This is a genomic window from Thermus islandicus DSM 21543 (assembly GCF_000421625.1).
GTDB classification, from domain to species: Bacteria; Deinococcota; Deinococci; order Deinococcales; family Thermaceae; genus Thermus; species Thermus islandicus.
In genome coordinates, this window is the sequence record NZ_ATXJ01000014.1 from 1 (window position 1) to 21,887 (window position 21,887).

The following is a 21,887-nucleotide window of genomic DNA, read 5'->3' on the forward strand; positions in this document are numbered from 1 at the left end:
CCGGGGCAAGCGAAAGAAGCAAGCCCTCTTGGCCGTAGCCCACACACTTCCTCTCCTCCACGCTCGCTTCGTCCAAAAGCACAAAAGCCCGCAGAGGGCGGCGAAAGAGGCAAAAGGGGGATAAAATGAACCCAGGGATGCCCACAGGCGAAGCCACAAAGCTCTTTCTCGGCGTCCAAGCCCGCCTGGTCTTCCCTGACCCCAAGGACGAGAGGGCGGTCCTGGACCTGATGCGCCGCTTCTCCAGCGCGGTGAGGTTCGCCTACAACCGCCTCCTTGAAGGCAAGGACCGGAAGGAGGTCAAGCGGGCGGCCCCCTCTGCACTCTCTTCCGCCTCAACACCCGCTACGCCGACGGGGCCATTGAAAAAGCGCAGGCGGTTTTAGACTCCACCCTGGAGCTCGGAAGCGACCCCCGCAAGGTGGTCTTCGGCGGAAGAGGGCTCTTCGAGCAGCTGAAGCGCAAGCACTTCTCGGGCAAAGACCGGGAGCGGCTCAAGAGGGAGTGGAAGGAGAAGAGGCAAGGCCACCTCTACACCCAGGGGGACAAGGCCAAGGGGGGCAACCCTCACTTCAAGCTCCAGATAGAGGGCAGCGCCCTTTGGCTCCTCGTCCACCTCGGGGAAGAGAAGCGCTTCGCCCGGGCCCTGGTGAGGACCTCCCACCCCCAGCTCAAAGCCCTCCTGGAGAGGATTCACACGGGGCTCCCCTACAACACCGAGCTCACCCTGCGGGAAGGCAAGGTCTATGCCCACCTCTCCTGGCCCGAAGCCCTTCCCCCTCCCCTCCACACCAGAGCGAACGGGGTTCTCGGGATAGACGTGAACAGCGAGCCCTACCACCTAGCCCTCACCGTGGTCTCTCCTGATGGGAACCTCGTCCGCCACCTCACCCTCTCCCTGGAGGAGGTGGACCATGCTCCCAACAAGGGAGCTAAGGAACTCTTCCTCTGGAAGGTCGCCCACCAGGTGGTGGCCCTGGCGGAGGAGCACGGGGTGGGCCTCGCCACCGAGAGGCTCAAATACCTCAGGAAGTCCAAGAGGGGCGATGGCTCGGGGCGGAACTTCCGCAAGAAGCAGCACCGCTTCGCCTACCGCTCCCTCCTGGAGAAGATCCACTCCCTCGCCCAAAGGCGGGGCGTGGAGGTTCTAGAGGTGAACCCCCAGGACACCTCCACGATAGGAATGCTCAAGTACGCTCCCCAGCTTTCCCTCTCCAAGGACGTGGCCGCCGCTTTCGTCATCGGAAGGCGGGCCCTTGGCCTTGAGGAGAGGCTTCCCAAGGGGTACGAAGCCCTTCTCCAAGACGAATCCTTCCTCGCCCACGCCGAGGGGTTCTACCAGGACCGCCTTCAAGAGCTAGAGAAGCTCAAGAGGGCGGAGGGGAACCCCTACCTCAGGCGGAGGCTTTCCCGGGAGATGGGGAAGGCCAAAGCCGCCCTTTCCCTTCTTTCGAGCCTTCCTGGCCCCCGGAGGGGCCAGAAGGCAAGCTTTCAGGGTTCGCCAAGGAGCCGGAAGGGGTCTACCGACGGAAGGAGCGCTTTCGGCACCCATCCCTGGCGGGTCCTGAAAGTAGGCCTCGTCCTTCCTCTCCTTGGGCGCGAGGTGCCGCGAGATCTCTCGCCTCTCAAGCCCATCCTACACGGATCGTGGGAGAGGTGGGCCAGTCCCGAAAGGGCTGCCTTGCAGGCAGGCCGAGACCCTCATCCTGGTGGGGGGTCGGCGTGCAGAGACGTGCGCTTTGGCTAACCAGGAGACCCTGGCCCTGGTGCTTGGGGGACGGTCCGTGCCCGTGGAGGCCTGGCCCGAGTTCCGGGAGATCCGCCCGGGGAAGCTTAAGGACCTGCCAGATCCGGAGCGGGCCTTCCGGGAGGCCTTCCGGCCCCAAAGCCTAGAGGAGCGCTTCCTGGGAGGGGAGCGGTACCAAGACTTCCTGGACCGCGTCCTCGCCGCCTACCGGCGCCTCCTGGAGCGAACCTGGGACACCCTCCTCCTCGTGGCCCACGGGGGGGTGATCCGGGCCCTCCTCACCCACGCCCTCACCGGCAGGCCCGGCTTCCTGCCCCTCGAGGTCCACCCCTGTGGCCTCTCCGTCCTGGACCTGGGGGAGGAGGAAGCCCTCCTCCGGCTCCACAACCTCACCCCCTACGATCCCCTGCCCGAGGACCGCAGGAGCACCATGGAGGCCCTGTGGGAGGCGTACCGGCCCTGAGCCCTTACCGCCATACCCCTTTCTCCCGGAAGTAGCGCACCGCCCCCTCGTGGTAGGGTACCCTGCCTGCTCGGGAGCGGACTGCATTCTCCAGCGTGGTATCCCGGGCAGGAGCCACGGCGGCATGAAGCGTGGGCAGATTTTCAAAGATAGCCTTCACCATGGCGTAGGCCAAATCATCGGGGAGGCTCGCAGGGCATACGAAGACGTTCCAGAAAGTCACGGTGGGCGTGTCAAAACGGGTGTTGTAGATCGCCCTAGGGATCACGCCCGTGTCCACCACTCCCGGAAAGCGGCGCATGAGCACCTGGACCGGGGTGCTCTGAGGGGGAAGCGGCACAAGGGAGAGGCGCTTGCCCTTACGGGCAAGGCTTCCGGAAAGCTCCAAAAGGCTCCCTGTGGGAAGCCCGCCCGACCAAAAGAAGGCGTCCAGCGTCCCCTCCGAAAGCATCTGCGCGCTTTCCGCCACCCTTACCCGCTCCCACTTGCTGAAGTACGTACGGGGATCAAACCCGGGAACCGCAGCGCTCATCAAGATGCGGGCTTCATATTCGATAATCCCGCCCGGCACCTCGGTGGAAACTCGCTTACCCTTGAGGTCTTGGAGGACTCGGATGCCGCTGTCCTCAGTAGCGACCACATGAAAGTAGTTCGGATACATGGTGAAGAGGATTCGCACCGGAGATGGCTTTCCCTGGAAACGCTCTTCCCCCAAAAAAGCCATGAGGGCGGCGTCAGGAAGAACCGTGCCGCAGTAGTAGAGGTTGCGGTTAGGGTCAGTGCGATCCCGGAGAAGCAGCAGGTTCTCAATGGAGCCCCCGGACTGGATGGCCTGGGCCTGGGCAACCCCGCTCTTACTAAGGATCTCCGCTAGGGCAGTGCCATAGTAGAAGTACACTCCCCCTACGCCCCCGGTTCCGACGACCACCTGAGGTTTTTGCGCAACCCCTACACCGAGAAGTAAAAGCACAAGCGCCAAAGACCGCATCGGGTTCCTCCTTTGCGCTCAAGCTTAAGGGGATAGCCCCTTTCTGGCAAGCTCCCAACGCACCCTTCAAGTGCCAACGGTCAAGTCGGGGTTGCTCTGACTCCCACTCAAACTCGCACCTCTCGCATAAACCTTCGCCCCCTCTGCCCGGCGGCCCTAGGCCCAGAACGTGGAGCTCCTGGATCGCCACCTGAACCACCAGCTCGGACAGCTGCTTTCCCGCCAGGGAAACATCTTACGGGCCCCCGCCGCTCGCTCCCTGGCCTGCCGGCAGCTCCCCTCCCGCCGCGCCCCCACCCAGTGGGCTAGTAGGTAGGCCAGCAAGGAGAGCACCCGAAACCGGTGCGTCCCGGAGGGGCTTAGGGTCTCATTTCCTCCCAGCCCGGTCCAAGGCTTCCTGAGGCACCTTCTCGCCCTAGGGATGAGGACCCGGGTAGGCCGGGGTACCGATTGCGGAAGCGGGAGAGGGCGGAAGCCGGACTTGACCTTACTGTGCTGGGGTCTGGCCTTGGAGAAGCCTTTAGGGATTCCTGGACGTGGGGGTTGGCAAAAGGCCAAGAGGGTGCAAAGTAGGAACAGGGCCGCTTGGGTCATGGCACCCCTCATCCGACGGGATTCCGGCGGCCCCTTTCAGGTGGCCCAAGCGCACAAGCATGCCCCGGGTGCAGAAGTGCAAGTTTTGAGTACCCTTTTTTCCTTGACCCGAGCCCTCATAGCGGCCTACACCTTCATCCTGGTATCCCAGTCCCCCTGTCTGAACACGGTCCGAGAACGCCGTCCACCGAGTCCTGTGAAAGGCCGTCGCGCATGTCCTCCACGTGGAGCTATTCAGCGCACTTAGTGTGGCTGGGGACGAACGAGAAAGAAAGGCAACAAACCTTGTCAAGAGCCGAAACACTTCGCTAAACTTTGTCTCGCCCAATAAGGGGGTGAACGCCATGCGGCAAGTGGTTGTTTGGTTTTTGACCGTAACGGCGGCCTTGGCTCTGGCCCAACAGTCCCGGCCCGCCTCAGATCCCCAGGTTGTGGAAGCAGCTAGGAAGGAGGGACGCCTTATCATCTACTCTTCCACGGATCAGTCCAGCGCCCAGGCGCTTCTGGCTGACTTCCGCAAGCTTTACCCTTTTATTCAACTTGAGTACAACGACCTAGGTACCCAGGCCATCTACGACCGCTTTGTAAGCGAAACGGCTGCCGGGGCTCAAAGCGCTGATCTTCTTTGGTCCAGCGCTATGGAGCTCCAGGTAAAGCTGGCCACCGAGGGCTACGCCCTTCCCTATGACTCCCCGGAGGCCAAGAACTGGCCCGCCAACGCCCGCCTGGAGAACCTCGCCTACGGAACCACCCTCGAGCCCGAGGTGGTGGTCTACAACAAGCGCTTCCTCAAGCCCGAGGAGGTACCCACCACGAGGGAAGGCCTCGCGCGGCTTCTCCAGGAAGCGCGGATGCGGGGACGGGTGGCCACCTGGGACCCCGAACGGAGCGCCGTGGGCTTTACCTTCCTCAAGGCGGAGTACGACCGCTTCCCCGCCTTCCAGGACCTGGCCCGGGCCTTTGGCAAGGCCCAAGCCGGCCTCTACTCCTCCACCGGGGCCGCATTTGAGAAGGTCATCTCGGGCGAGCACTACCTGGCCTACGGCTTCTTCGGCTCCTACGCCCTCCTGAGGCAGCGCACGGTGAAGGACCTGGGGATCGCCTACCTTACGGACGGCACGGTCGCCATCCAACGGGTGGCCTTCATCAACAAGCGGGCGGCCCATCCCAACGCCGCCAAGCTCTTCCTGGACTATCTCCTCTCCCTCCGCGGTCAGAACCTCATGGCCTACACCGCCCTCATCTTTGCCCGCCGCGAATCGGTGGTGGGCGAGGCCACACCGCAGGCCCTCTACAAGGCGGTGGGCGGCAAGGACAAGGTGTACGCCATCCCGGTTGCCAGGGAGATTCTCAAGAACCTGGACCCCACGGAGAGGATGCGCTTCCTTACTTTCTGGCGGCAGGCCGTCCGGGGCCAGTAGGGACGGGGCATGGTGCAGAGGGTTTCTCGTGTCCTCTCTCTCCCCTGGCCGCTTCTCTTTCTTACCCTGGCGGTTGGGATCCTGGTTCTCGCCCCGATAGGGATCCTGGTCTACCAGAGCCTCCTTACCGCCCCTTTCTTCGCTCCGGCCAAGCGCTTCGCCCTCGAGGCCTACCGCTACGTCCTCCACGATCCCTACTTCCTCGAGGCCCTCAAGAACTCCTCCCTGATCGGCCTGGGGATGGTCGGGATCGCCGTACCCCTGGGGAGCCTCTTCGCCTTCCTGGTCACCAAGACCGACCTCCCCTTCGCCCGGCTCTTTGAGCTCTTGCTTCTCGCCCCCATCTTCATCTCCGCCATCATCCTGGGCATCGGCTTCATCGTGGCCTTCGGGCCCTCGGGGGTCGTTGCCGGCTGGGTGGAATCCCTCTTCGGCCGGGTGCCCTGGACCATCTACACCCTCCCGGCCATCGCCGTGATCGCGGGGCTCACCCACGTGCCCTACGTCTACCTCTACGTGGCGAGCACCATCCAGAACGTGGACGCCTCCCTCGAGGAAGCCGCCAGGGTCACAGGGGCTAGGCCCTACCAGGTGGCCCTTTCCGTCACCCTTCCCCTGGTGCGCCCTGCTTTGGTCTACAGCGGGGCCCTTATGCTTCTTCTCGGCTTTGAGCTGTTCGGCCTCCCCCTGGTCCTGGGGGACGCCAAGGGGATCCTGGTGGTCACCACCTACCTCTACCGTCTCACCGCCATCATCGGAACCTCGGCCTACCACCTCATGGCGGCGGTGAGCGTCCTCATCGTCCTCATCGCCTTCACCCTGGTGCTCCTGCAGCGCTACCTGGTGGGGCGCATGGAGGGGCGGTACGTGGCCATCGGGGCCCGGGGGTACCGCACCGAGAGGCTCCCCTTGGGGCGGCTTCGCTACCTGTGGGCCCTCCTCCTCGCCGTCTATCTCCTGGTCGCCGTGGTCCTTCCCGTGCTCGGGGTCGTGTTCCGCAGCCTGGTCACGAGCTGGGGTCCGGGTGTGGACCTGCGGGAGGTGTTCACCCTGGGGCACTACGCCGAGGTCTTCCAGCTCCCCAACCTGAGCCGGGCGGTGACCAACACCCTCTGGGTGGCCACCTTCGGGGGCATCCTGGCCCTGGCCTTTTACCTCCTCGTGGCCCTGGGCATCCAGCGGGGCAAGGGCTTTGGGCGCGTGCTGGACTACCTGGCCGGCCTCCCCCGGGCGGTGCCCGGCCTCATCCTGGGGCTCGCCTTCCTTTGGATCTTCCTCTTCTTCAAACCCATCGCTCCCTGGCGCAACACCCTCTTCGCCCTCCTCTTGGCCTACACGGTGGTCTGGATGCCCTACGGGGTGAGGCTCCTCACGGCCGCCCTCCTTCAGGTGGGCCGGGAGGTGGAGGAGGCGGCCAGGATCGCCGGGGCCTCCCCCACCCGGGCCTTCCTCCACGGCACCCTCCCCCTCCTCAAGGGGGGAATCCTCACCGCCTGGTTCCTGCTCTTCATCCAGTTCGTGCGGGAGTACTCCACCGGGGTCTACCTGATGACGGCGGGCACCGAGGTACTGGGGGCCCAGATCGTGGCCCTGTGGGGCACCGGGGCGGTGGACGTCATCGCCGCCCTTTCCAGCCTGCAGGTCCTCATCGTGAGCGGCGTCTTCCTCCTGGCGAGCCGGCTTGGGGTGAGGCCCCAAGGGCTTTGAGGGGTAAACCCATGGCCCACAGAACGCCTGAGGAGCAAGAGGCCGCGACCGCTTCGGCGGAAGCGCTTAGGGTGGAGGCCCTCGAGGTGCGCCTCGGGGAGAGCCTCGTCCTCAAGGGCGTGGACTTGGCCGTAGCGCCCGGGGAGATCCTGGCCCTCCTGGGGCCTTCGGGCTCGGGCAAGACCACCCTCCTCCGGGCGGTGGCGGGGCTGGTGCGCCCCTCCGGGGGGAGGATCCTCCTCGGCAAGGAGGTGTTCTTTGATGGGAGGAAGGGGGTGTTCCTGCCCCCGGAGCGGCGGAACCTGGGCCTCGTCTTCCAGTCCTACGCCCTCTGGCCCCACCGCACCGTCTACGAGAACGTGGCCTACGGTCTAAGGCTCCGGAAGGTGCCGGAAAGGGAGGTGCGGGAGCGGGTGCTTGCCCTTTTGGACCGGTTGGGGCTCACGGGGCTTGAGCGCCGCTACCCGGGAGCCCTCTCCGGGGGGCAGCAGCAGCGGGTTTCCCTGGCGCGGGCCTTGGCCTACGACCCCAAGCTCCTCCTCCTGGACGAGCCCCTTTCCAACCTGGACGCCAAGCTCCGCGACCAAGCCCGCGTGTGGCTTAGGGAAACCCTGAAGGCCACGGGCAAGGCCGCCCTCTTCGTGACCCATGACCAGGGAGAGGCCATGGCCATCGCCGACCGCATCGCCCTCCTGAACGAGGGTCGGATGGAGCAGGTGGGCACCCCGGAGGAGCTTTACCGCAACCCGAAGACCCTCTTCGTGGCGGACTTCCTGGGCAACCCCAACGTGGTGGAAGTCCTGGTGGTGGGCCTCGAGGGACCCCTGGCCCGCCTGGAGCTTGCGGGCTTCCCCTTGCGGGCCCGGGCCATGGGAACCCTGGTCCCGGGAAGGCTCGCCAAGCTCGTCCTTCGGCCCGAGGCCCTGCGCCCGGCGGGAGCAGGAGAGGTGAACGCCTTGGAAGGCGCCCTGGCCCATAGCCTCTACCTGGGAAGCCACTATGAGCATTGGGTGCGGGCCGGGGACGCCATGCTCCGCTTCTCCAGCCCGCTTCCCCTGGGCGAGGCCCGGGTGCGGCTCGCCGTGGACCCGGAATCCGCCCTGGTCTACCCCGGGTAAGCCGCGCATAATGCGCTTGTGGCCCGGGCAATTTGGCTTCCGGTGCTGGCGCTGGCCTTCGGCCTTTGGCTGGGGATGGGCCTCGAGGCCCACCGCCACCTCGTGGCCTCAGCCCTGGAGGAAGCGGAGGCCCTGGCGGAGGCGGCGGCTAAGCTTTCCCACCCTGAGGTCCTTTCACGGCTGGGGGTGCGGCTCACGGCGCGCCCTAGGGAGGCCGCCCCCCTTTGGGGCGAGAGGGCCTCAGGGGCGGAGGTGACGACCCGGGGCATCCTGATCTGGGCGGCGCACCCCCGGCCCGGAGGAAGCCTGGAGGTGGCGCGGGTTTACCCTTTCTTTCTGCCCTCCCCTCTCCTTCCCCTAGGCCTTGCCCTCCTGGCCTGCCTTTGGGCCTGGATAAGGTCCGAGGGCGACGTCCGCCGGGCGCTGGGGGCGCCCTTTAACGAAGCAAGGGAGCGGCTCGCCGACCTGACCGCGGCCTTCGCCAGCCTCGAGGAGGGGGTGGCCGTGCTCAAGGGGCAAGAGGTGGTCCTCCTCAACCCCAAGGGGCTGGCCCTTTTGGGCCTACCGCCCGGGGCCCTGCCCCCTCTTCCCTTGCGCCGGGTGTGGCCTGCCCTGGCGGACCACCTGGAGGAGGGCGAGGCCTACCTGCCCCTGCCCACGGGCCGGCCGGGGCGGGTCCGGCTCCTCGGGTTCGGGAACCGGCGGATCGCCGTCTTTCAGGAGCAGGCCGAGCTTTTGCGCCTGGCGGAGGAGCTCACCCAAAGCCGCCGCCACCTGGAGCTCCTAAGGGCCCAGGCCCACGAGTTTCAAAACCTCCTCCACGTCCTCGGTGGGCTCCTGGAGCTCGGTCGGGCGGAGGAAGCCCTGCACCTCGTCCAAGGGGAGCTCGCGGCCGAGAAGGAGCTGGAAAGCCTCCTCCGCAGGGTGGAGGTGCCCCTGGTGGCCGCCCTGCTCCTCGGCAAGGTGCGCCGGACGCGGGAGCGGGGCCTCGGCTTCCGCCTCGAGGGAAGGCTCCCCGCTCGCTTCGCCCCTATGGGCGAAAGCCTGGCCAGCATCCTCGGCCACCTCCTGGAAAACGCCCTCGAGGCGGCCCAAAGTGAGGTGGGCCTCCGTTTCCTAGAGGGGGAAAGGCTATGGGTGGAGGTCCTTGACGACGGACCCGGCCTTCCCGAGGGGAAGGAAGCCCCTTTCCTCCCCGGGGCGAGCGGCCGGGGCGCGGGTCGGGGGTACGGCCTCGCCTTGGCCCGGGCCCAGGCGCGGGCCCTGGGGGGCGAGGTGGGCTACCATAGGAGGGAGGGATGGACGGTTTTTTGGCTGAGCCTGCCCGAGCCCTCATCGTGGAGGACGACCAGCGGATAGCCAACCTCCATCGGGCCTTTCTAGAGGAGGAGGGGCTCGGCGTGGTGGGGATCGCGGGAAGCCTTCGAGAGGCCTGGGCCCTCCTAGAAGAAGGCCCCGATCTGGTTCTCCTGGACCTCTATCTCCCTGACGGCCACGGACTGGAGCTCCTACCGGCCCTGCAGGGGATTTATACCGTGGTCATCACCGCCGCCAAGGACGTGCCCACGGTGGAGCGGGCCCTCTTGGGTGGGGCCATGGACTACCTGGTGAAGCCTTTCGGGCGCTCCCGGATCAGGGAGGCCTTGATCCGGTTCCGCGCTTTCCAAAACCTCAAGGGCAAGAAGGAGATCTCCCAGGCGGACGTGGACCGCCTTCTGGGACGCAGGCAGGCCCCCAAAGGTCTAGACCCCCTGACCCTGGGGCAGGTCCTCGCCATCCTCCGGGGAGGCGTCGCCCTCACCGTGGAGGAGGTGGCAGAGGCTCTGGGCCTTTCCCGGGTCACTGCGTGGCGCTACCTGGAGACTCTCCGCCAAGAGGGTTGGCTGCAGGCCGAGGTACGTCATGGGAAACCAGGTAGGCCTTCCCGGGCCTACCGCCTAGAAGTCCCTGGGGGCGGTTGATGAAGCCTAGCGCTCCGGGTACCGCGTTCCCGCCCTGGCCCCCCGCAACGCCGGCGAGCGCCTCTCGCCCGGCCTCGGGACACGCTGGCAGGAAAAGCACTGCCCGCCAGCCGGCCCCAATTCCAGGTGAACTCCCACTGCCCCTTCCCCGCCCTCTTCCACCCCACCCGGCGACGATGTTGCAGCCCCAGAGATAGAGGCCAACTTGGGTTAATCTGTGGGCGTGCACGTGCGCGCAGGCGAGCTGACCTTCACTGGCCCCCATACCTTCTTTAAGGCCCCCTATCTTCCCCTAGAGGCCACCTGGGAGGCCGATGTGGCCCTCTTGGGCCTACCCTACGACTTCGCCGTGGGCTTTCGGCCAGGCGCCCGCTTCGCCCCGAGCGCCATCCGGGAGGCCAGCGCCCGCTACGCCTTCCATCCAGATGAGGGCTTTTTCGATCCGGGACGGGGTGTGCGTCTCCGTGGAGCTCGGGTGGTGGACGCTGGGGACGTAGACCCGGCCCAGTTGGAGTACCAGGAAAGCTTTCGCCGCATCACCGAGGCCGCCCGGGCTCTCCGGAGCAGGGTTCGCCTCCCCGTCTTCGTGGGGGGCGACCACTCCGTCACCCTGCCGGTGCTGCGTGCGTACACGGACGAGCCTTTCTTCATCGTCCAGTTGGACGCCCATCTGGACTTCAGCGACCAACGGAACGGAACCCGCTACTCCAACTCCAGCCCCTTCCGCAGGGCGGTGGAGGAACTCCCGGGCCTCCAGGGGATCACCTGCATCGGCCTCCGCGGCCTTCGCATGAGCCCTGAGGCCTACCGAGCGGCCAAGGACCGGGGCCACATTCTGGTTTCGGCCCAGGCAGTCCGTCGGGACGTAGAGGCCGTAAAGCGGCTCCTTCCCCAGGGTGAACGGGTGTATGTAAGCTTCGACGTGGACGTGCTCGATCCCGCCCTGCTGCCTGGGACCAGCAGCCCCGAGGTGGAGGGGTTGAGCTACAGCGAAGCCCTTGCCCTTTTGGAGGGGGTGGTAGACCGGAATGAGCTCATCGGTGTGGACCTAGTCGAGCTGGCCCCCAACCTGGACCCCACTGGCCTATCCTCCTTGGTGGCCGCGCGGCTACTGGCTGACCTCCTCGCCCTCTGGTGGGACAGGGCCTCACGCTAAGGGGCCCACTGCTGCCTCTACCTCGGCTAGGAGATCGCCGCTGAAAAGCAAGGCGTGGACCCGGGCGTGGTCCGGGGCCAGGAAGCGGTCCTCCGTGAGGGGCGGGATTATTTCCCGCAGGGCCTGGCGGGCCGCCTCCACCCCCTTTCCCGCCCGGAGGGGCCGGTGGTACTCCAAGGCTTCCAGGGCTACCCGGACCTCTATGGCCAGGACGTGGCGCAGGTTCTCCAGGACCATGCGGGCGTGGCGGGCAGCCGTGGTGCCCATGGAGACGTGGTCCTCCTGGTTGGCGCTGGTGGGGATGGAGTCCACGCTGGCCGGGTGGGCCAGCACCTTGTTTTCGGAGACCAGGCTGGCTGCGGTGTATTGGCTGATCATGAGGCCAGAGTGGAGCCCCCCCTGGGCCGCCAGGAAGGCGGGCAGGCCGGAGAAGGCCGGGTCCAGCATCTTTTCCGTCCGCCGCTCGCTGATACTGGCCAGCTCCGCCAGGGCTATCTTGGCGTAGTCCATGGCCAGGGCCACAGGTTGCCCGTGGAAGTTGCCGGCGGAGAGCACCAGGTCCTCCTCCGGGAAGAGGAGGGGGTTGTCCGTTACGGCGTTGGCCTCCCGGAGCAGCACCTCCAAGGCGTGCTCCAGCGCATCGCGGCTGGCACCGTGGACCTGCGGGGCGGCGCGGAAGCTGTAGGGGTCTTGAACCTTAGGGCAGTTCTCGTGGGAGCGCATGATCTCGCTGCCCTGGCAGAGCTTCAGCACGTTCTCCCCCACGCGCGCCGCCCCAGGGTGTGGGCGCAAGCGGAACACCTGGGGAAAGAAGGGCCGCAGCGAACCCTTGATGGCCTCTAGGCTCATGGCTAGGGCCACGTCCGCCACCTTGACCGCCCTCAAGGCATCGGCCAGGCTCAGAAGCCCAAGGGCGGTCATGGCCTGGGTGCCGTTGATGAGGGCCAGCCCCTCCTTGGCCTCGAGCTGGATAGGGAAGAGCCCTGCTCGGCGCAAAGCCTCCCCGCCTGGGAGTACCTCCCCGCCGTACTCGGCAAACCCTTCCCCGAGGAGGGGTAAGGCCAGGTGGGCCAAAGGCGCCAGGTCCCCGCTGGCCCCCACCGAGCCCTGGGCAGGAACCACGGGGTGAACCCCCCGGTTCAGCATCTCCAAGAGGAGCTCCACCACCTCGGGGCGCACCCCGCTGTGCCCCAGGGCCAGGCTCTGAGCCCGTAGGAGAAGCATGGCTCGGACCACGTCCCGGGGCAGGTTTTCCCCGACCCCCATGGCGTGGGAGAGGAGGAGGTTGCGCTGCAAGGACCGGGCCTCTGAGGGGGGAATCCGCACCTGGGCCAGGCGGCCGAAGCCCGTGGTGACGCCGTAGACCCTCCGCCCCTCCCGCAGGAGGCGCTCCACGTAGGCCCGGCACCGCTCCAGCCGCTCCCGCGCCCCTTGGGCCAGCCCCACGGTCCGTCCGTCCCGGGCCACGGCCAGGATGCTGCCCAGGTTCAGGAGCTCGCCCACTAGAACCATACCCGCTCCCCTCCGATGTAGACCGCAAGGGGCGGATGCTCGCCGAAGCGGTAGATGGGATCCAAGGGCGGCGCCTGTAGGGCTACAAAGTCGGCCACGGCCCCCGGCTCGAGCCTTCCCAGCTCCGGACGGCCCAGGGCCAGAGCAGCGTGGGCGGTGTGGGCCACCAAGGCCTCTTCCGCACTCAACCCTACCACGTGCACCGCCAGGGCCATGGTGAGCCAGGGGTTGAGGAGGGGGCTCGTGCCCGGGTTGTGGTCGCTGGCCAGCGCCACCCTTACCCCGGCCTGGCGCAGAAGAGCGGCTTGGGGGAGGGGTTTTTTCAGGGAGAGCGCAGCCCCGGGCAGGAGAACCGCCACCACCCCCGCCTCTGCCAAGGAGGAGAGATCCTCCAGCGTGGCCATCTCCAGGTGGTCTGCAGAAAGGGCCTGAAGGCGTGCGGCCAGCTGGGAGGCTCCGGTCCGGGCGATCTGTTCCGCGTGGAGCCTCACCCTCAGGCCGTGGCCCTTAGCGCTGCTCAAAAGGACCTCTGCCTCCTCCACGGTGAAGGCTCCCTGGTCACAGAACACATCGGCCATGAGGGCCAGGTGCTCCCGGGCCACCTGGGGGAGAACCTCCTCCACCAGCGCCCGCACGTAGGCCTTCCGCGTCCACCCTCGGGGCACCGCGTGGGCTAGCAGGGTGGCGAAGACCCGCTGCGGCACCCTCTCCTCTAGCCGGCGGATGAGCCTGAGGAGCCGCAGCTCCGCCTCGGGCTCAAGCCCGTAGCCGCTCTTAATCTCCAGGGAGGTTACCCCGTGGGTCAATAGGCTCCTGGCCCGCGCCTGGACCGAGGACAAGAGCGCCTCATCTTCGGCTTGAACCGTGGCCCGGACGGTCTCGTAGATGCCCCCCCCGGCCTGGAGGATGGCCTCGTAGGGCTCCCCCAGCGAACGGCGCAGGAACTCCTCGTAGCGGTCGCCCGCGTAGATCAGGTGGGTGTGGGGGTCCACCAAGCCCGGGACCACGCTGGCCCCAGCGAGGTCCTCCTGGGGCCAGGAGGCGAAGGCCTCGGGAAGCTCGCCCTCCGGCCCCACCCACGCCACCCGTCCCTCCCGCACGGCCAGGGCCGCTCCCCGGTAGCGGGCGAAGGGGGAAAGAAGCTCGCGGATGCCCCGAAAAACCTTCACGGCTCTTCCCAACCGCAGAGGTCTACCCCCCGCTCCCTGGCGACCCGCTTGGCCTTCTCGTAGCCGGCATGGGCGTGGCGCATGATCCCGGTTCCGGGGTCGTTGGTGAGGACCCGTTCCAAGCGGAAGCCGGCCTCCTCGCTGCCGTCGGCCACCACCACCTGGCCCGCGTGCAGGCTGTAGCCCATGCCCACTCCTCCCCCGTGGTGGAAGCTCACCCACCCGGCCCCAGAAACGGCATTGAGGGCGAAGTTGAGAAGGGGCCAGTCCGCGATGGCATCCGATCCGTCCCGCATGGCCTCGGTTTCGCGGAAGGGGCTGGCCACGCTCCCGGCGTCGAGGTGATCCCGGCCGATGACAATGGGGGCCTTGAGTTCCCCCTTCCGCACCATCTCGTTGAACCGGAGCCCCGCCTTATCCCGTTCCCCGTAGCCCAGCCAGCAGATGCGGGCCGGGAGCCCCTGGAAACGGAACCGCTTAACCCCTTCCGTGAGCCACCGCTTCAGGCCCTCGTCCTCCGGAAACAGCTCCAGTACAGCCCGGTCGGTGCGGTAGATGTCCTCGGGATCGCCGGAGAGGGCCACCCAGCGGAAAGGACCCTTGCCCTCGCAGAAGAGATCCCGAATAAAGGCAGGGACAAAGCCCGGATAGCTGAAGGCGTCGGCGAAGCCGCCCAACTTGGCCATCGCCCTCAGGTTGTTGCCGTAATCGAAGGCCACCGCTCCCCGGCGCTGCATCTCCACGATGGCCTGGCAGTGGCGGGCCATGGCCTCGAGGGCCCGGGCCTTGTACCCCTCGGGATCCTTCTGCCGCAGCTCCCCGGGGTCCTCGTCCGCCTTCAGGGGCGGGACGTAGCCGTAGAGGGGATCGTGGGCCGAGGTCTGGTCTGTGACCAAGTCGGGGGTGAAGCCGAGGCGGACCATCTCCGGCAGCACCTCGGCAGCGTTTCCCAAAAGGCCGATGGAAAGGGCCCTGCCCTGCCTCCGTGCCTCCTCCGCCCAACGGAGGGCTTCCTCGAGGCTGGCCGTCCAGGTGTCCAGGTAGCCCGTTTCCAGGCGGCGGCGGATCCGCCCGGGGTCCACCTCCACGACGAGGGCCACGCCCTCGTTCAGGGTCACGGCCAAAGGCTGGGCCCCGCCCATCCCCCCCAGGCCAGCGGTCACGGTCACGGTACCGCGCAGGCTGCCGCCAAAGTGCTTTCGGGCTGCCGCCAGAAAGGTCTCGTACGTGCCTTGCAGGATGCCCTGGGTGCCGATGTAGATCCAGCTTCCCGCCGTCATCTGGCCGTACATGAGGAGGCCTTGCCTCTCCAGCTCGTCGAAGACCTCCCACGTGGCCCAGCGCGGGACCAGGTTAGAGTTGGCGATGATCACCCGTGGAGCCAGCTCGTGGGTGCGAAAAACCCCCACGGCCCGACCCGACTGCACCAGAAGGGTTTCCTCGTTCTCCAAGCGGTCCAAGACGCGAACGATGCGGTCGAAATCCTCCCAGCTCCGGGCCGCCTTTCCCCGCCCCCCGTACACGATGAGCTCCTCTGGCTTCTCGGCGACCTCGGGATCCAGGTTGTTCATCAACATCCGCTTGGCCGCTTCCTGAATCCAGCCTTTAGCCGTACGGTCACTGCCTCTCGGCGCGCGCACCAACCGACGCATACGTCTTCTCTACCCCCCTATGTACGCTTCCAAAACCCGCGGATGCCGCCTTAGCTCCCCCGCAGGCCCCTGGAGGGCCACCCGGCCCAGCTCCATGACATAGCCGCGTTGGGCGTACACAAGTGCCTTGCGGGCGTTCTGCTCCACCATGAGGATGCCCATCCCCTCCCGGTGGAGGTGGGCAAGGGTGCTGAAGACCTGGGCCACCATTTTGGGCATCAGCCCCCATGAGGGCTCGTCCACGAGCAGCAGCCTGGGCCGGGACACCAGCGCCCTCCCCAAGGCCAGAAGCTGTTGCTCCCCCCCGGAAAGGGTGCCCGCCAGCTGCCGCCGCCGCTCGGCCAGCAGGGGAAGGATGGCGTATACCCGGTCCAGCCCTTCCCGGAGGGCCTGCCTGCCCAGGCGGTAACCGCCCAGCCGGAGGTTCTCCTCCACCGTGAGGTCGGCGAAGACGCCGCGCCCCTCGGGCACATACCCGATACCCAGGGCGCTCCGGTGCCAGGGGGGAAGGCGATCCAGGCGCATCCCCTGCCAGAGGATCTTCCCCGAGGTTTGCGCCAGGCCCATGATCCCTCGCAGGAGGGAGGTCTTCCCCGCCCCGTTGGCGCCGATCACCGCCACCCACTCCCCAGGAGCCACCTGAAGGTCCACGCCGGCCACGGCTTGGACCATTCCGTAGTGCACGGAAACGCCCTCAAGCTGGAGCATCCTCTTCCCCCAAATACACCTGAATCACCCGGGGATCCGAGCGCACGGCGTCAGGCCCGCCCTGGGCGATGACCGTACCCCGGTCCAGCACCAGGGCCCGGTCGCAGACCGGCAGGGCCAGGTGCACGTGGTGTTCCACCAAGACCACAGCGATGCGTCCCCTTAAGGCGGTCACCACCCCCAGCACCTCCTCCGCTTCCTTGAAGGTAAGGCCCGCCAGCGGCTCGTCCAAGAGCAGAACCTTGGGTTCCAGGGCCAGGGCCCGGGCCACCTCCAGCCGCTTCAAAACCCCTAGCGGCACCTGGGATACGTTCCTATGGGCGAAGTCTGCGATCCCCACCTGCTCCAGCAGGGCCAGGGCCTTGGCCTGCCGCTCCGGGGTCGCCAGCCTGCCGAGGGGCAGGAGCCTGCGGAAGCTGTCCCTGGCCAAGGCCACAAGGACGTTCTCCAAGGCGGTCAAGGAGCGGAAGGGCTGGACGATCTGGAAGGTCCTGGCGAGGCCCAACTGAGCGCGCCGGTAGGCGGGCAGGTGGGTGACCTCACGCCCCTCCAGGTAGACCTGGCCTTCCGAGGGGGGGATGGTCCCCGCCAGGAGGTTGAAGAGGGTGGTCTTGCCCGCGCCGTTCGGGCCGAAAAGGCCCAAGACCTCCCCCTGGCGGACCTGGATGTCTACCCGGTTTACCGCGACGAGTCCCCCGAAGCGCCGGGTTAAGCCACGCCCTTCCAGCAAGGTCACGAGACCCTCCCCAAGATCCCCTGGGGGCGGTACCGCATGACCAAGGCCAGGAGGAGGCCATAAAGGACGGCCTGGTAGTCGTGAACGAAGGCGAAGGCTTGGGCGAAGCCCCCGAGGAGGAAGGCACCGAGAATGGGTCCCCAGAGACCCCCCATTCCGCCGACCACCAGCATGGCGATCAGCGTTACGGAAAGCGGAAACCCGAAGTCCTCGGGCCGCAGGGTACCGATGTAAGCCGCGTAGAACACGCCAGCCACCCCTGCTAGGCCGGTGGCCAAGGCGAAGGCCACCAGCTTGAACCGGGCCACGCTGAGGCCAAGCGCTTCGGCCGCCACCTCCGAGTCGCGCAAGGCCACGAGGGCGTAGCCGCTTTCCGAGTTTCGGACCCGTTCATGAATGAAGACGACAAGACCGAAGGCTACCAGAAGGGCGAGCAAGTAGGTGCTGGGAGCCATGCTTCGCGGGATGCCGCTCAAGCCGTAGGCTCCACCGAAGTAGGGGGTGTAGAGGAAGGCAGCCACCACGGCGAAGTTGAAGGCGATGGTGGCGATGGCCAAGTAGTCCCCCCGCAGGCGGAGGCTGACCGCTCCCAACACCAGGCCCAGGGCCATGGCGGCTACCGCCCCGGCCACAAGGGCTAAAAGAAAGGGGGCTCCCGCCTTCAGCAGGGTGCCCCCCACATAGGCCCCGATCCCGAAGAAGGCCGCGTGTCCCAGGTTGACCTGACCGGCGAGCCCAACCACCAAGTTGAGGGAAAGGGTCAGGAGGGCATAGATCAGCAGGAGCTGGAGGATGGTAACCACGTACATGCCCGCACCTCCTTTACCGCCTTGCCCGGCTGAAGAGCCCGTGAGGCCGAAAGAGGAGCACCAGGATCAGAGCCACGAAGGCCACGCCCTCCGGCGGAAAGCGGTGGCCCAGGTAGGCCACTGCCAGCGACTCCAAAAGACCCAGAAGCAGGGCGGCAGCCACCGTGCCCCAGAGGTTTCCCAGCCCACCCAGGACCACGATGGCCAGGCCCTTGTAGGCCAGCACCGCCCCCATGGTGGGGTAAACCTGGTTGTAGTAGGCGCCCACCAGCACCCCGGCCAAGCCCGCCAGGAGCGAGGCGGCCAAAAAGGCCAAGCGGCTCATCAGGGGAAGGTCCACCCCCAAGGCGGCCGCGGTCTGGGCGTCCTGGGCCATGGCGCGCCAGCCCAGGCCCAAGCGGGTCTGCTCCACGAGGAAGTAGACCCCGAGCAGCAGGACCGCCGTTGCCCCCACCACGACCAGCTGGGGTGCGGTGAGCATGCCTACCACGGGGGTGGGCGCCAGGACGGGAAGGCTTTGCTGGTAGGGCCCGAAGAGGATGCGCAGGAGATCGCCCACGGCCAGGAAAAGGCCTATGGAGCCGATGAGGGCCACGTGGGGCGGACGGGACAGGAGGGGCCGGTAGAACCACGTCTCCAGAAAGAGGCCGAGGAGGGCCGCCGCCACGGCGCCCGTGCCCAGGGCCAGCCCGAAGCTCCCCGTCTTTTGGAAGGCCCACCACCCAGCGTAGGCCCCGACCGCGTAAACCCCCGCATGGGCCACGTGGAGCACCCGGAGAAGACCGTAGACCAGCGTGAGCCCCAGGGCCGTGAGCGCATAGATGGAACCCACCGCCAGCCCATCGCCCAAGAGAGCCGTCAGCGTGAAAAGGTCCAAGGTTCCCCCTTAGGGTTTCAGGAGGGTCAGGTCGGTTACGTTGAGGAAGCGGCGAAACTGGCCGTTTTTGACCACCTGGACGGTGGCCGACTTGACGGGGTCGCCCTGGCTGGTGAAGAAGAAGATCTTGCCCACGGCGGTCTCAAGGTTGATAAGCCCCAGGAGCCCGCGACGCAGGGCCGTCCCGTCAAGGCCTCCGGCTCGCTGAGCCGCTTGGGCCATCACCTTCAAAGCCGCGTACCCAGAGGCCCCTACCATGTCCGCGGGGAGGCCCGTCCGCTCCTGGTACTTGCGAAGAAAGCCCCGGACCTCGGGGCTCTGGCTGTCCCGGTCCAGGGTGGTGGTGATGTACACCCCTTCGGCTGCCGGGCCCGCCAGCTCGATGAACTTGGGCGAGTCGTAGCCCTCCTGCCCAATGATTGGGATGTCCAGCCCGAGGGACCTGGCCTGGCGCACCAGGTTGGCGGCCTCGGCGTAGTAACCGCTGGCGTAGACCGCCTGGGCACCGCTGGCCTTGAGCCGGGCAAGAAGAGGGGAGAAGTTCTGGTTCCCGGGGGGGTACACCTCACTGAAGACCACCTCGAGGCCCAGCTTGGCCGCCTGGTCCCTAAACCCCTGCTCCAGGGAGCGGCCGAAGTCGTTCTGGATGCTCAGGATGGCCACCCGCTTGGCCCCCAGGCGATGGGCCAGAAAAGCCCCCACCCGTCCCTGGACGGGCCCGAGGAGGCCCATGCGAAAGGCGTAAGGTTTCCCGTGGGTGATGTCGGGATGCACCGCGTAAGCCGCGATGAAGGGCACCTGAGCCTCGTTGGCCACCGGGCTTGCGGCCAGGCTGGCCCCGCTGTAGGACCCGCCGATGATAAAGGCCACCTTGTCCAGCTCGATCAGCCGCCGGGCAAAGTTCACGGCAAGGCGGGGGTCGGCCTGGTCGTCGTAGACCACCAACTCGATCTTGCGCCCGAGAAGGCCCCCAGAGGCGTTGATCTCGTCGGCGGCAATCTGAATGCCCGAGAGGACGCTCTTGCCGTCCGCCGCCGCCGGACCCGAGAGGGGCGCGAGCACCCCCACCTTGATCCCCTGGGCCAACGCCGCGCCCAAAAGCCAGAACAGCACGAACCCAACTCGCCTCATTCCTGCACCTCCCTTTGGGGGGAAAAAACGTCCTCAAAGTAGTACCGGTCCCCCCTCATCCGGTACTCAACCCAGGTAACGGGTGTGTCGAAGGTGAAGGTCACCCGTTCCAGCCTAAAGCCAGGGGTTCGGTGGGGAACGCCCAGAAGTCGGGCCACCCTGCCCCTGAGGGAGGTGGCCTCGAGGCGCTGCCAGACTTGGGTTAGGGGCAAGTTAAGGTTGCGAACGAGAATCTCGTGGATGGACTCCGCCTCCAGATCGTGCTCGAGGATGCTACTGCAAAGGTCCATCCGCAGGTAGCGGACCTCCAGCATCACGGGGTCATCGTTAAGGAAACGGAGCCGCTCGATGCGGATGGTGTCCGAGGTGCCCAGCCGTTCCTGCACAGTGGCCGGAGGCTTGGCCGGCCCAGCCGCTAGGAGGCGTGTGGAGGGCCGGGCCCCTACGCTCTCTGCAAAACGGTAGAAAGGGCGGACGCGGAAAAACCCCTGTCCGAAACGCAACTGCGCAAGTCGGCTACGGCGGCCCCTGCCCCGCTCCAACCAGCCTTCTGCGGCCAGCTCCTCCAAAGCCCTACGGGCAGTCATGCGGCTAACCGAGAAGCGCTGGGCGAGGGCCTCTTCCGAAGGGAGCTCGCCGTTGAGCTTGCCCACTCTGATCTCCCGAAGCAACGCCTCTTTGACCTCCACGTACTTGTGCGCCATGACCCGTTTAGTTGTATATACAACACCACAGGTTACCCCCGCTTGTCAAGCCCTTGGGGGTTTGCCTCCAGGCCCAGGGGGTGGAGGGCTTTGGGCCGGGGGGCCTCCTCGGCTCGAGGCCATCCCCCGGGCCCTCTTCCCCAGCGAGACCTTCCGGGTCCTCAAGGAGAAGGACCTCAAGCGCAACGGGGAGTACTGCACACGGCGGGAGGAAGCTAGTCCTCGAGGCGTGGGGCTTTTCAAAGGGCATCCCGCCTGAAAGGCGGCACCCGGGCTCGAGAGCGCTCATAGCCCAAGGCCTCGGAGGGCGGCGGGCGCATGTTCTTCTTTCCCCGTACCAGGGCGACGTACAATAACCCCGTATGCTACGCAAACAGGTCCACCTCACCCCCGAGGAGGAGGCCAAGCTGAAGCGCCTGGCCCGTACCACGGGGCGCACCGAGGCGGAAGTCCTCCGCCTTGCCCTGGACCTCCTCCCGGAGGAGGAGGCCTACCGCCGTTACCTGGAACGGGTGGCCGGGCGGCGGATTGGCCTCTCGGAGGCGGTCCTCGAGGACCAGCAGGGGCGCTGATCCCTCCCTACCTGGACACCTCTGCCCTGGTGAAGCGCTACGACCCGGAAGAGCCAGGAGCGGAGGCGGTGAAAGCCCTCTTCACGGGAGTCCGGGTAAAGTGCTGCCCCAATTTTGGACCGCCCCAAGAGAGAAGCTAAGGGGTGCCACCTGATGGGGTACTGGACTTACGCGGGGCTGAAGATCCCCGATAAAATGGGCCTCCGGTGACTAGGGAGGCCCAATGGAGAGGATACCACGGCCTCTTCTGCGCGCTCTAGAAGCTTTAGCTCAAAGCCCCATCAATACCTCCGCCCTAGCCGAGGTTACCTTATCCTTGATGACGTCCTCATCCAGCGCTACCGCTCAGGCAAGCTGGGCCTGAAGAAGACCCGGGACACCTCTACGGGGGCTTGGGTGTTTGGGCTGTCCCTGGGGGTGCTGGCCTGGACGGACGGGAAGCGGCGGATTCCCCTGGCCTTCCTACCCTACTTCGGGGAGGAGAGCAAGCTGGATCTGGCCCTGGCCCTGCTGGAGTGGGCGGAGGAGCAGGGCTTTCAGCCGGAAGGCGTACTGTTTGATGCTTGGTACACGGCGAGGCAGGTCTTGGAGTGGTTCCATGCCCATGGCTGGTCTTTTGTCACGAGACTCAGGTCTAACCGTGTGCTGAACGGTGTTCAGCTCAGGAGGCATGGGGGGACCCGTTGGGTGAAGGCGGGGAGGCTGCGGGGCCTGGCCTTTGCCGTGGGGATGAGGGAGATCTACCGGTTGCGGCAAGCGATTGAGGAGATTTTCCGGGGGCTTCAGCAGGAACTGGGGTGGACGGGGCATCGGCACTGGCGTAGGGCCAGGTTGCTGGCCCATCTGGCCTTGGGGTTGGTGG

The 21,887-nt window shown here is 66.7% G+C and carries 19 protein-coding genes and 2 pseudogenes; 11 read left to right on the forward strand and 10 right to left on the reverse strand.

What is annotated here, in order from left to right; translation table 11 throughout:
- Positions 1 to 125: 125 nt before the first annotated feature.
- A pseudogene (locus H531_RS13500) lies at positions 126 to 1,747 on the forward strand (SSO2105 N-terminal domain-containing protein).
- On the forward strand, positions 1,740 to 2,210 hold the full coding sequence (locus H531_RS13950; RefSeq protein ID WP_022799242.1) for a histidine phosphatase family protein: 471 nt from the start codon (positions 1,740 to 1,742) through the stop codon (positions 2,208 to 2,210). The pseudogene H531_RS13500 and the gene H531_RS13950 overlap by 8 nt, the downstream one beginning before the upstream one ends.
- 4 nt (positions 2,211 to 2,214) lie before the next feature.
- On the opposite strand, the gene H531_RS0110175 is transcribed toward H531_RS13950, so the two are convergent.
- Complete coding sequence (locus H531_RS0110175; RefSeq protein ID WP_022799243.1) at positions 2,215 to 3,198, reverse strand: TAXI family TRAP transporter solute-binding subunit; 984 nt, start codon at positions 3,196 to 3,198, stop codon at positions 2,215 to 2,217.
- A gap of 938 nt (positions 3,199 to 4,136) precedes the next feature.
- Here H531_RS0110175 and H531_RS0110180 point away from each other — a divergent pair.
- The 6 genes from H531_RS0110180 (at position 4,137) to speB (ending at position 11,155) form a co-directional block, all read left to right on the forward strand.
- Entirely contained in the window at positions 4,137 to 5,213 is a 1,077-nt protein-coding gene (locus tag H531_RS0110180) for an ABC transporter substrate-binding protein (protein WP_028490791.1), read from the forward strand.
- Positions 5,214 to 5,222: 9 nt separating this feature from the next.
- Positions 5,223 to 6,920, forward strand: a complete 1,698-nt coding sequence (locus tag H531_RS0110185; protein ID WP_022799245.1) for an ABC transporter permease — start codon at positions 5,223 to 5,225, stop codon at positions 6,918 to 6,920.
- A gap of 11 nt (positions 6,921 to 6,931) precedes the next feature.
- Positions 6,932 to 8,038, forward strand: coding sequence for an ABC transporter ATP-binding protein (locus tag H531_RS0110190; protein WP_022799246.1), 1,107 nt, complete (start codon positions 6,932 to 6,934; stop codon positions 8,036 to 8,038).
- An 18-nt stretch (positions 8,039 to 8,056) separates the two neighbouring features.
- Positions 8,057 to 9,397: an ATP-binding protein gene (locus H531_RS14865; RefSeq protein ID WP_022799247.1), complete on the forward strand. Its 1,341-nt coding sequence runs from the start codon at positions 8,057 to 8,059 to the stop codon at positions 9,395 to 9,397.
- Complete coding sequence (locus H531_RS0110200; RefSeq protein ID WP_028490796.1) at positions 9,337 to 9,999, forward strand: response regulator; 663 nt, start codon at positions 9,337 to 9,339, stop codon at positions 9,997 to 9,999. Before H531_RS14865 ends, H531_RS0110200 begins: the two co-directional genes overlap by 61 nt.
- A gap of 223 nt (positions 10,000 to 10,222) precedes the next feature.
- Positions 10,223 to 11,155 carry an agmatinase gene (gene speB, locus H531_RS0110205; RefSeq protein ID WP_022799248.1) on the forward strand — a complete coding sequence of 311 codons (933 nt, stop codon included), beginning with the start codon at positions 10,223 to 10,225 and terminating at the stop codon, positions 11,153 to 11,155.
- On the opposite strand, the gene hutH is transcribed toward speB, so the two are convergent.
- Genes hutH through H531_RS0110250 form a run of 9 tightly spaced genes read right to left on the reverse strand, consistent with a single transcriptional unit; the run spans position 11,147 to position 20,453 of the window.
- Positions 11,147 to 12,667 (reverse strand): histidine ammonia-lyase, encoded by a 1,521-nt coding sequence (gene hutH, locus H531_RS0110210; protein ID WP_022799249.1) that lies wholly within the window; start codon positions 12,665 to 12,667, stop codon positions 11,147 to 11,149. The genes speB and hutH overlap by 9 nt on opposite strands.
- On the reverse strand, positions 12,658 to 13,836 hold the full coding sequence (gene hutI, locus H531_RS0110215) for an imidazolonepropionase (protein ID WP_022799250.1): 1,179 nt from the start codon (positions 13,834 to 13,836) through the stop codon (positions 12,658 to 12,660). Before hutI ends, hutH begins: the two co-directional genes overlap by 10 nt.
- Positions 13,833 to 15,488, reverse strand: a complete 1,656-nt coding sequence (gene hutU, locus H531_RS0110220) for a urocanate hydratase (protein ID WP_028490794.1) — start codon at positions 15,486 to 15,488, stop codon at positions 13,833 to 13,835. Before hutU ends, hutI begins: the two co-directional genes overlap by 4 nt.
- A 9-nt stretch (positions 15,489 to 15,497) precedes the next feature.
- Positions 15,498 to 16,196: an ABC transporter ATP-binding protein gene (locus H531_RS0110225; RefSeq protein WP_022799252.1), complete on the reverse strand. Its 699-nt coding sequence runs from the start codon at positions 16,194 to 16,196 to the stop codon at positions 15,498 to 15,500.
- Positions 16,183 to 16,932, reverse strand: a complete 750-nt coding sequence (locus tag H531_RS15130; protein WP_022799253.1) for an ABC transporter ATP-binding protein — start codon at positions 16,930 to 16,932, stop codon at positions 16,183 to 16,185. Before H531_RS15130 ends, H531_RS0110225 begins: the two co-directional genes overlap by 14 nt.
- Complete coding sequence (locus H531_RS13050; protein WP_022799254.1) at positions 16,929 to 17,741, reverse strand: branched-chain amino acid ABC transporter permease; 813 nt, start codon at positions 17,739 to 17,741, stop codon at positions 16,929 to 16,931. The genes H531_RS15130 and H531_RS13050 overlap by 4 nt, the downstream gene beginning before the upstream one ends.
- Before the next feature lie 13 nt (positions 17,742 to 17,754).
- A complete protein-coding gene (locus H531_RS0110240) occupies positions 17,755 to 18,618 on the reverse strand; it encodes a branched-chain amino acid ABC transporter permease (protein ID WP_022799255.1) in 864 nt (287 codons plus the stop codon).
- A 9-nt stretch (positions 18,619 to 18,627) separates the two neighbouring features.
- Positions 18,628 to 19,749, reverse strand: a complete 1,122-nt coding sequence (locus H531_RS0110245; protein WP_028490795.1) for an ABC transporter substrate-binding protein — start codon at positions 19,747 to 19,749, stop codon at positions 18,628 to 18,630.
- Complete coding sequence (locus H531_RS0110250; protein WP_022799257.1) at positions 19,746 to 20,453, reverse strand: GntR family transcriptional regulator; 708 nt, start codon at positions 20,451 to 20,453, stop codon at positions 19,746 to 19,748. The genes H531_RS0110245 and H531_RS0110250 overlap by 4 nt, the downstream gene beginning before the upstream one ends.
- Positions 20,454 to 20,514: 61 nt before the next feature.
- Between H531_RS0110250 and H531_RS0110255 the strand changes: the two genes are divergently transcribed.
- The 3 genes and pseudogenes from H531_RS0110255 to H531_RS13505 form a co-directional block, all read left to right on the forward strand.
- The gene (locus tag H531_RS0110255) at positions 20,515 to 20,712 is read left to right on the forward strand and encodes a hypothetical protein (RefSeq protein ID WP_022799258.1); all 198 of its coding nucleotides are present in this window, start codon (positions 20,515 to 20,517) and stop codon (positions 20,710 to 20,712) included.
- A 103-nt stretch (positions 20,713 to 20,815) separates the two neighbouring features.
- Positions 20,816 to 21,025, forward strand: a complete 210-nt coding sequence (locus H531_RS15135; RefSeq protein ID WP_022799259.1) for a CopG family transcriptional regulator — start codon at positions 20,816 to 20,818, stop codon at positions 21,023 to 21,025.
- A 223-nt stretch (positions 21,026 to 21,248) separates the two neighbouring features.
- A pseudogene (locus tag H531_RS13505) lies at positions 21,249 to 21,887 on the forward strand (transposase); the annotation flags it as partial.

What these genes read in the sequence shown, in the direction of transcription:
- H531_RS0110175 (WP_022799243.1), bottom strand. Translation starts at nt 3,198, where the DNA reads ATGCGGTCTTTGGCGCTTGTGCTTTTACTTCTCGGTGTAGGGGTTGCG.
- H531_RS0110180 (WP_028490791.1), top strand. Translation starts at nt 4,137, where the DNA reads ATGCGGCAAGTGGTTGTTTGGTTTTTGACCGTAACGGCGGCCTTGGCT.
- H531_RS0110185 (WP_022799245.1), top strand. Translation starts at nt 5,223, where the DNA reads ATGGTGCAGAGGGTTTCTCGTGTCCTCTCTCTCCCCTGGCCGCTTCTC.
- H531_RS0110190 (WP_022799246.1), top strand. Translation starts at nt 6,932, where the DNA reads ATGGCCCACAGAACGCCTGAGGAGCAAGAGGCCGCGACCGCTTCGGCG.
- H531_RS0110200 (WP_028490796.1), top strand. Translation starts at nt 9,337, where the DNA reads ATGGACGGTTTTTTGGCTGAGCCTGCCCGAGCCCTCATCGTGGAGGAC.
- hutH (WP_022799249.1), bottom strand. Translation starts at nt 12,667, where the DNA reads ATGGTTCTAGTGGGCGAGCTCCTGAACCTGGGCAGCATCCTGGCCGTG.
- hutU (WP_028490794.1), bottom strand. Translation starts at nt 15,488, where the DNA reads ATGCGTCGGTTGGTGCGCGCGCCGAGAGGCAGTGACCGTACGGCTAAA.
- H531_RS0110225 (WP_022799252.1), bottom strand. Translation starts at nt 16,196, where the DNA reads ATGCTCCAGCTTGAGGGCGTTTCCGTGCACTACGGAATGGTCCAAGCC.
- H531_RS13050 (WP_022799254.1), bottom strand. Translation starts at nt 17,741, where the DNA reads ATGTACGTGGTTACCATCCTCCAGCTCCTGCTGATCTATGCCCTCCTG.
- H531_RS0110245 (WP_028490795.1), bottom strand. Translation starts at nt 19,749, where the DNA reads ATGAGGCGAGTTGGGTTCGTGCTGTTCTGGCTTTTGGGCGCGGCGTTG.
- H531_RS0110250 (WP_022799257.1), bottom strand. Translation starts at nt 20,453, where the DNA reads ATGGCGCACAAGTACGTGGAGGTCAAAGAGGCGTTGCTTCGGGAGATC.
- H531_RS15135 (WP_022799259.1), top strand. Translation starts at nt 20,816, where the DNA reads ATGCTACGCAAACAGGTCCACCTCACCCCCGAGGAGGAGGCCAAGCTG.